Annotated in this window: 7 protein-coding genes; 1 reads left to right on the top strand and 6 read right to left on the bottom strand. The window is 66.4% G+C overall.

What is annotated here, in order from left to right:
* From LJE69_RS05880 to LJE69_RS05870, 3 genes are all read right to left on the bottom strand, one after another.
* Window positions 1-201: hypothetical protein (locus tag LJE69_RS05880; protein ID WP_296922545.1), on the bottom strand; the 201-nt coding region annotated here is incomplete at its 3' end.
* A 409-nt stretch (window positions 202-610) separates the two neighbouring features.
* Window positions 611-1,357: a VacJ family lipoprotein gene (locus tag LJE69_RS05875; protein WP_296922542.1), complete on the bottom strand. Its 747-nt coding sequence runs from the start codon at window positions 1,355-1,357 to the stop codon at window positions 611-613.
* A gap of 103 nt (window positions 1,358-1,460) precedes the next feature.
* Window positions 1,461-2,423 carry a TraB/GumN family protein gene (locus LJE69_RS05870; protein WP_296922539.1) on the bottom strand — a complete coding sequence of 321 codons (963 nt, stop codon included), beginning with the start codon at window positions 2,421-2,423 and terminating at the stop codon, window positions 1,461-1,463.
* Between the two features lie 207 nt (window positions 2,424-2,630).
* Here LJE69_RS05870 and rnt point away from each other — a divergent pair, with 207 nt between their 5' ends.
* Window positions 2,631-3,269 (top strand): ribonuclease T, encoded by a 639-nt coding sequence (gene rnt, locus LJE69_RS05865; RefSeq protein ID WP_296922536.1) that lies wholly within the window; start codon window positions 2,631-2,633, stop codon window positions 3,267-3,269.
* 77 nt (window positions 3,270-3,346) lie between these two features.
* On the opposite strand, the gene grxD is transcribed toward rnt, so the two are convergent.
* The 3 genes from grxD to LJE69_RS05850 all read right to left on the bottom strand — a co-directional run bounded on the left by grxD (window position 3,347) and on the right by LJE69_RS05850 (window position 7,168).
* Window positions 3,347-3,688 (bottom strand): Grx4 family monothiol glutaredoxin, encoded by a 342-nt coding sequence (grxD, locus tag LJE69_RS05860; RefSeq protein WP_296922533.1) that lies wholly within the window; start codon window positions 3,686-3,688, stop codon window positions 3,347-3,349.
* Between the two features lie 502 nt (window positions 3,689-4,190).
* Window positions 4,191-5,990, bottom strand: coding sequence for an N-acetylglutaminylglutamine amidotransferase (locus LJE69_RS05855; RefSeq protein WP_296922530.1), 1,800 nt, complete (start codon window positions 5,988-5,990; stop codon window positions 4,191-4,193).
* A 917-nt stretch (window positions 5,991-6,907) separates the two neighbouring features.
* Window positions 6,908-7,168 carry a hypothetical protein gene (locus LJE69_RS05850; protein WP_296922527.1) on the bottom strand — a complete coding sequence of 87 codons (261 nt, stop codon included), beginning with the start codon at window positions 7,166-7,168 and terminating at the stop codon, window positions 6,908-6,910.
* Between the last annotated feature and the right edge of the window lie 106 nt (window positions 7,169-7,274).

Genomic DNA, 7,274 nt, shown 5'->3' with positions numbered 1-7,274 from the left:
CACGTCGGCACCGTCGATGGAGGTAATCACCACCCGGTTGTCCGCCGACAGCTCCATCGAAACCTGATCAAGGGAAGGATTGGTGTAGAGGACGTGGTCGAGCTCGTCGAAGCGAAAATCCTGCACACTGGCACTCGTGGTAAAGATCTCCGCCGCTGCGCCACCAGCGCCGAACAACGCGACACAGGCCAGGACAGCCATCCCGCCGCGTCTCAACACTGGTGAATTCCTAAACATAGGATTGCTTGCCTCGCAGTCCGGCTCTCTGCACCAGAAATTTTACACCAGCGGCCTTTCACACAACCGCCGCTGATTCGAAGCACGATTTGGGCCAAACAGCAACACCGCTAGACGCCCCCATCGTAAGTTACTGTCAAACTGCAATTTTCAATTTGTGCTCGGCATCGGCAAAGGTGGCAACGACTGCTGTCGGAAAGGGAAAAGCCGATGTGCGCATGCGTGCTGTAAAGCGTACTGACACCTGCCACCTGCTACGAAGCCGCCGCGTTGTCTTCAGTCTAACGCCGAGGGGCGACAACAAGATGATCATCACGTTCCAAGTTGATCCTTCGTCCCGCGCACTGCAACCCCGCTACGCTCCGCGCCGAGATCACTCCTGTGGCGCCGAATCCTCCCACATGATGCCGTCCTCATCGGCCGCCGGCGGATTGCCGTCGTGCACCAGGCTGCGGCGTCGCTGCAGATAGGCGTCACGCAAGAACGCGTACGGGTCGATGGCGGCCTCGTTCAGCAACTCACCCGCGGCCAGCAGGTCGGCACGCCGATCCACGGCGCGCAGGGCGATGAACCCCCAATAGATCTTGTCGTTCTCGAGGCTGAAGAACGGGTCGAGCACGACATCGCCGCCGAATCCGAAGGCATCGCGCACACTGCTTGGCCCCAGGATCGGCATGACGAAGTACGGCCCCGGGGCGATGCCCCAATAGCCGAGCGTCTGACCGAAGTCTTCCTTGTAACTGGGCAGGCCCAGATTGCTGGCCACGTCGAAGAACCCGGCGAAGCCGACAGTGGTGTTGACGACCACGCGGCCGACGTCGTTGCCCGCCCGCGACAGCTTGAACTGAAGCGCGTTATTGACCGCCGAGGTGACGTCGGCAATGTTGTTGAAGAAGTTCGTCACGCCCTCGTCCACCACCTCCGGCGTGATGAACTGATAGGCCTGCGCGGCCGGCTTCATGAAGGCGTTGTCGAAGTCCGTGTTGAACTTGAAGACGGCACGGTTGAAGCCCTGCCAGGGGTCGCGGGGGTCCCGGGCCTCCGGCGGTACCGAAGCGCAACCGGCGAGCAACGCCAAAGCTGCCGTGGAGACAGCGACACGGTTCAGCCAATTGCGCATAACGCTGAGCAACTCCCGGGTCCGACCCCGATCCCTACGCCGCACAGGATCTTAACACAGGACCGATCGAGTGCCGGTTGCGACCGGCTCGCGCCCCAGGGGATCAATATAGGCGTCGGACGTCGAACCCGGCCTCGTCCAGGCCCGCGAGCAACCCGGCCTGCCCTGGCAAATGCAGGGCGCCCACGGCGATGAAGTAGCGGCGGTCGGCGGGTAACGCCGAAATGCGATGCAGCATACGTTGGTTGCGGGCATCGATCAGGACGTCCCGGAAGCGCCGGCGCACGGCCGGATCGAGCCCCGGCTCGCTGGCCTCGCTCAGCGACAGCAGCTCGCCGAGGTCGGCGCGCAGGTAGGCGCCGACCAGGTCTTCGAGCATCCGCTCACGGTCGGCCTGCGCGGCCAGTGCCGCGTCGAGCAAGGCACGCTGCTCGGCGAGGCTGAACTGCTCGAACAGCGACAATTGCTCCACCGTGGTTTCCAGTCCGAGGGTCGGTTTGCCCTCGGCCTGCGCGAGATTGTACAAACGGCGATCCAGGAACTCCCCGGTCTGCGACGGCGGCATGCTCATCAGCAGCATGACGGCCCAGGGCTTGAGCGCCTCCAGCGCCCGCGCCGGCAACCCGCGGGAGGCCGCCGCAGCCAGACAGCGCCGGTAGAGCTCGGGGGGCACCAAATGCGCGAGCAGCTTGCCGTCAGCGAGCCGCATGGCCGCGGCGGCGGCGCGGGTCGAATCGGCATCCGGAACGACCTCCAGCACCAGGGTCTCGGCAGCATCCAATGCGGACGTCACTGCATCCGGCAGCGCCAGCACGCGCGGGTCTTCGCTGTGGATGGTTCCGAACAGATAGATCGGCGGTCCGGGCTCGGGGCGCGTCAGCTCGAACAGGAGTCCATCGTCATAGACCTGCCCGGTGGCCGCCATGACGGCAGAAGCAGGAGGAGAAGCGGGAGGATCGGCGGGGGAGACGGGTCGCGAGTCGGCGGTCGCGCCCACCGCGGCCAGCGCCAGCAGCGACAACAGCCAGAACCGCCGCATGCGCCAGCCGGTGATACGGCTCAGCATAATTGTCATCCTCCTCCACACATCTTTGTCGTCGTCGCCGTAACGCCCGAGCGCGCGGCGGCGCTTGCACTTGTATCTGTCAGCGCCAGGACGGGCAACGGATCAGCCATGTCCCGGAAATCACCCGGTCTGCCCCGACACAATGCCGATTTGGCTTAGACCCCAGCAAGTCCGTATCCTGCCTAGATGCATCAAGACTTACCCGAAATGCCCGACATCGAAGCGGGCACCGAACCCGGCATCGCCGAGCGCTTCCGCGGCTTCCTGCCCGTGGTTGTCGACGTCGAGACCGGCGGTTTCGACCCCGCGCGGCATGCGCTGCTGGAGATCGCGGCCGTCGTGATTCACATGGACGACGCCGGTCGGCTGGCGCCTGGGCAAACCCTCGCCTGCCACGTGCTGCCCTTCATCGGCGCCGAGCTCGATCCCAGCGCGCTGGCCTTCAATAAGATTGACCCGGAACATCCCTTCCGTGACGCAGTGTCGGAGCACGATGCGCTGAAGCGAGTGCTGAACCCCATCCGCAAGGCCGTGGGCAACCAGGGTTGCACGCGCGCGATCCTGGTGGGGCACAACGCCCACTTCGACCTGGGCTTCCTTAAGGCTGCCGTGGAGCGGACCGGCTACAAGCGCAACCCCTTCCATGCCTTCAGCGTCTTCGACACCGTGTCGCTGGCGGGACTCGTCTATGGACAAACGGTGCTGGCCAGGGCGGTACAGGCCGCGGGCCTGCGCTGGAACGACGCCGAGGCTCATTCTGCCATCTATGACGCCGAGAAAACGGCGGCGCTGTTTTGCACCATCGTGAACCGCTGGCGTGAGCTGACAGGCGGCATCAAGGGCTGATACGGCGCTCGCTGCCGCCTTTCGCCGAGCACGCCGCCCCGTGCCGATACGCCCGGGGCGACACGGAAGAGATCGGCTCAAGCGGCGCTATCACCGCCCTCGGACTTCGCCGCCGCCTGCTCCATCATGGTCTTCAGCTCGCCGCTCGCGTGCATCTCCAGCGTGATGTCGCAGCCGCCGATGAGCTCGCCGTCGATGTAGATCTGCGGGAAGGTGGGCCAGTCCGCGTAGCGCGGCAGGTTCTCGAAGATCTCCGGGTCCTGCAGGACGTTGACGTAGGCGAAGGGGATGCCCGTGTCACCGAGGGCCTGCGCCGCGCGCATAGAGAAGCCACACTGAGGCATCTGCGGCGTGCCCTTCATGTAGATGACGACGGGGTTGTTCTTGACCTGCTGGTCGATGCGTTCGAGAACGTCCATCTCAGTACCTCGGCTGGAGCGTTGTTACCTGCGGGGGAAGTGGGATTTCCGGACCGCTTCTCAAGACACCGACTAATTTACTAGGTTTTGGCGTCGCGTGCGCGCCGGAGCGCGCCGCCGCAGAGCGTCGCGCTGGACACGACCAGCGCCAGCCCGCTGGGACACGAGCGTTGCCGGTCGCGTCGGAGACGACGCTCCCACGGCGCAGAATAGAGCGCAAGCCTGGTAGATCGGGCCGAGCGGCAGCGAGGCCCGACACGGCGCTGCACGGCGCGAGCAAGTGTCGCCCTTGTATCTTAGCGCCGTGGGCGGCCTTGAGAGTGGCCTCGATACTTCCGCATGGGTGCTCCAGCGCTTCGCTGCGGAAATTCCGAGACCGGGCTCCCTCGTTGTCGTTGTCGTAGTCGGATTCGTAATCGAATATCTGCACGGTTTAGACCACGACAACGACAACGACAACGACAACGACCTGAGATGGTCTCGGGACTTGCGCACCGGTGCACTAGTTGCAGCGCCCATCCACCTGCCGCTGCAGCCAGTACTCCAGCAGGGCCAGGTGCCAGAGCTTGCTGCCCTGGATGCGCGTGTGGTGCTGGTCCGGCGCGGCGAGCAGGCGCTCGACGTAGTCGCGCCGGTAGAGACCGCGCTGCCGGCAGGCGTCCGAGTCGAGAATGGCGCGCATGAAGTCCAGGAACTCCCCGCGCACGTATTTCAGCGCCGGCATCGGAAAGTAGCCCTTGGGCCGGTCGATGACGGCATCCGGCAACCGCCCGCGGGCGATGGCCTTGAGCGGCCACTTACCCTCGTCGCGGAGCTTCAGCGCCGGCGGGCAACGGGCGGCGGCCTCGACGAGCTGGTGGTCTAGAAAGGGCACGCGCGCCTCCAGCCCCCAGGCCATGGTCATGTTGTCCACGCGCTTGACCGGGTCGTCGACGATGAGCGTGGTGACATCCAGGCGCAGCACGGCGTCGATGACCTCGTCCGCCAGGGGCTCGGCCAGGCGGTCGGCGACATAGGCTCCGGTGTGGTCGGGTCCGGCATAGGCGTCGGTGACGAGTTCCAGGTACTCGTCGTGGTCGCGGTCGAAGTAGTGGCGGCGAAGCTTTTCGGCCGGGCTGCCCTCGGTGTCCGCGGCGATGCGCGGATACCAGAAGTAGCCGCCGAAGACCTCGTCGGCGCCCTGCCCCGACTGCACCACCTTGATGTCGCGGGACACCTGCTCGGCGAGCAGATAGAACGCCACCGCGTCCTGCCCGAACATGGGCTCGGCCATGGCGTCCACCGCCTCCGGCAGGCGGCGCAGGACCTGGCTGTTCGGCACCCGGAAGCGGTGGTGGCGGGTCTCGTAGCGGGCGGCCACCGGGTCCGAGTATTCGAACTCGCTGCCCGCCTCCTCCGGCGTGTCCTCGAAGCCGACCGAGAAGGTATGCAGGTCCTTCGCACCGTTCTCGGCCAGCAGCGCCACCAGCAGGCTCGAATCCAGCCCACCGGAGAGCAGCACGCCCACCGGCACGTCGGCGATCTCGAGCCGCTTCTGCACCGCCCGTCGCAGGCGCGCGTGGATCAGCTCCACCCATTCCTGATCGGACTCCGGCCAACCCGTGCCCGCCTGCGGGCGCGTGGCGTCGAGCTGCCAATAGGCCCGCTCGGTGCGGCGGCCGTCGGCGTCGATGCGCAGCCAGTGCGCGGGCGCGAGCTTGCGGACACCGTTGAGGATGGTCCGCGGCGCCGGCACAACGGCATGCAGCGTGAACAGATTGTGCAGCGCCACCGGGTCGATGCTCGTGTCCACCCCACCGCCTGCGAGCAGTGACTGGGTGTTGGACGCGAAGCGGATGCGCCGGGCATCCTCGGTCCAGTACAGCGGCTTGACGCCGAAGCGGTCCCGCGCCAGGAACAGGCACTTGCGGTTGGCGTCCCAGACCGCGAAGGCAAACATGCCATGCAGCCGCGCGACGCAGTCCTCGCCCCAGGCGTGCCAGGCCTTGACGATGACTTCAGTATCACCGTCCGAGAAGAACTGGTAGCCAAGCCCGATCAGCTCCCGGCGCAGCTCCGGGTAGTTGTAGATGCTGCCGTTGAACACCAGCGCCAGCCCGAGCCCCTGGTCCACCATAGGCTGGTTGGCCCGCACCGAGAGATCGATGATGCTGAGCCTGCGATGGCCGAAGCCCAGCGGTCCGTCACTGTAGCTGCCGCCGTGGTCCGGTCCGCGCGGCAGCAAAGGCCCCAGCATGCGGCCGATGGCCGTCAGGTCCGCCGGGGCGCCGTCGAGGCGCAGCTCGCCGCAGATGCCGCACATAGGGGTCTCCTTGATCGGTTGGGACACGCACGGGCCGCCAGGTTGGCCGGTCCGGAGCACAGAGCCAAAGGCATCAGTCTAATGCGCCGACACCGGCTTTTCCTGGCAGCCGAACACCACGCACGGGAGCGCCGGCGCCCAGGAGCGCCGGCTTCCAGCCGGCAACTGGGAGCGGGGGCGTCCCGCCCCCGCTGTGGGAATACACCCCAGGCACCAGGTCGATGTACCTGGCCGCTGCGCTGCTCTTTCATTGGCGGCGGGAAGCCGCCGATCCCGGTGGCCGGCGAGACGCCGGCGCTCCCAGTTGCCGGCGAGACGCAAGCCGTGCCCCGGGGGCGCCGAGTTGTACTCGGCTCGCCACCGGCGCGGCTCGATGCCGCGTCGGTCAGATTAGATGGCGATTAAATCAATAGCTTAGATCGGCACGCTATGCACGTTTCTTATGCCCTATGCACGCCTACGGTTGGGTAGCCAGTCGCTACCTCGGGTACTCTCGCCTCGGGTACCTCATTGAGCGAACCCCCGCGCCACGCGGATAGACAAAGCCGGGTGCGCCTCCAGCATCTCCGCCCGCACCTCGCCATCCCGGCCCAGCCCGGTCGCCGGCAGCAAGTACGGACAGCGCCATGGCGACCGTTCGGCCGTCGGCGACGGTCTCGGCGGCATACTCGCGCGGCACAGCTCAGTCTGGGCGTCGCGGCCGATCTCGCCGAGGAGTAGTGGCGCTCGCGCGGCGGCGAGCGCGCGATCAGGGCACTATCTCAGAACACGGCTGCGCTGGGTGGCTCGACGTTGGCGCGCTGAACCAGCAGTCGTGCCGGGGCATTCGCGGGTGGACTCCCGACAGGATATGGTCCCCGCGGCTCACTCGCGAGGACGCCCATTCCGATGCTCGGCGACGCGAAGATCGATGGCGCTCATGCTTCCCCACTTCCCGTCTTGCCGGGTCTCCTGCGCTTTCTGGGAGCTGTGTCTGCCTGGGGAACCGTGGTCGGCGCAGGCTTCAAAGGCCAACCAGCGATGTCGGCGGGGTAGATGAAGTTGTACTTCAGCAGCCAGTCGAACCAGGCGGGCGACGGGCTGTTGCGGTGGACTACATGCCCGACCGGCACCGTCGCGCCGTTGGACAGGACGATGGCGGTCCGGGCGATGCCCGCCGGTGGCGGTTGCTCCATCACGGCTGCGCGGGCTGCTGGCCAGGCTGCGGCTGCATCGGGGTCAGCTCATCGGCCGGCTCGTGCTCCGGGTCACTGGAAGCCGAGTAGGCGGTCTCCCCGGGTTGTG

Origin of the sequence: Thiohalocapsa sp. (genome assembly GCF_022340605.1) — a bacterium.
Classification (GTDB): domain Bacteria; phylum Pseudomonadota; class Gammaproteobacteria; order Chromatiales; family Chromatiaceae; genus Thiohalocapsa.
Note: the sequence above shows the minus strand (reverse complement) of the source record. Positions and strands in the feature narration are given on the sequence as shown.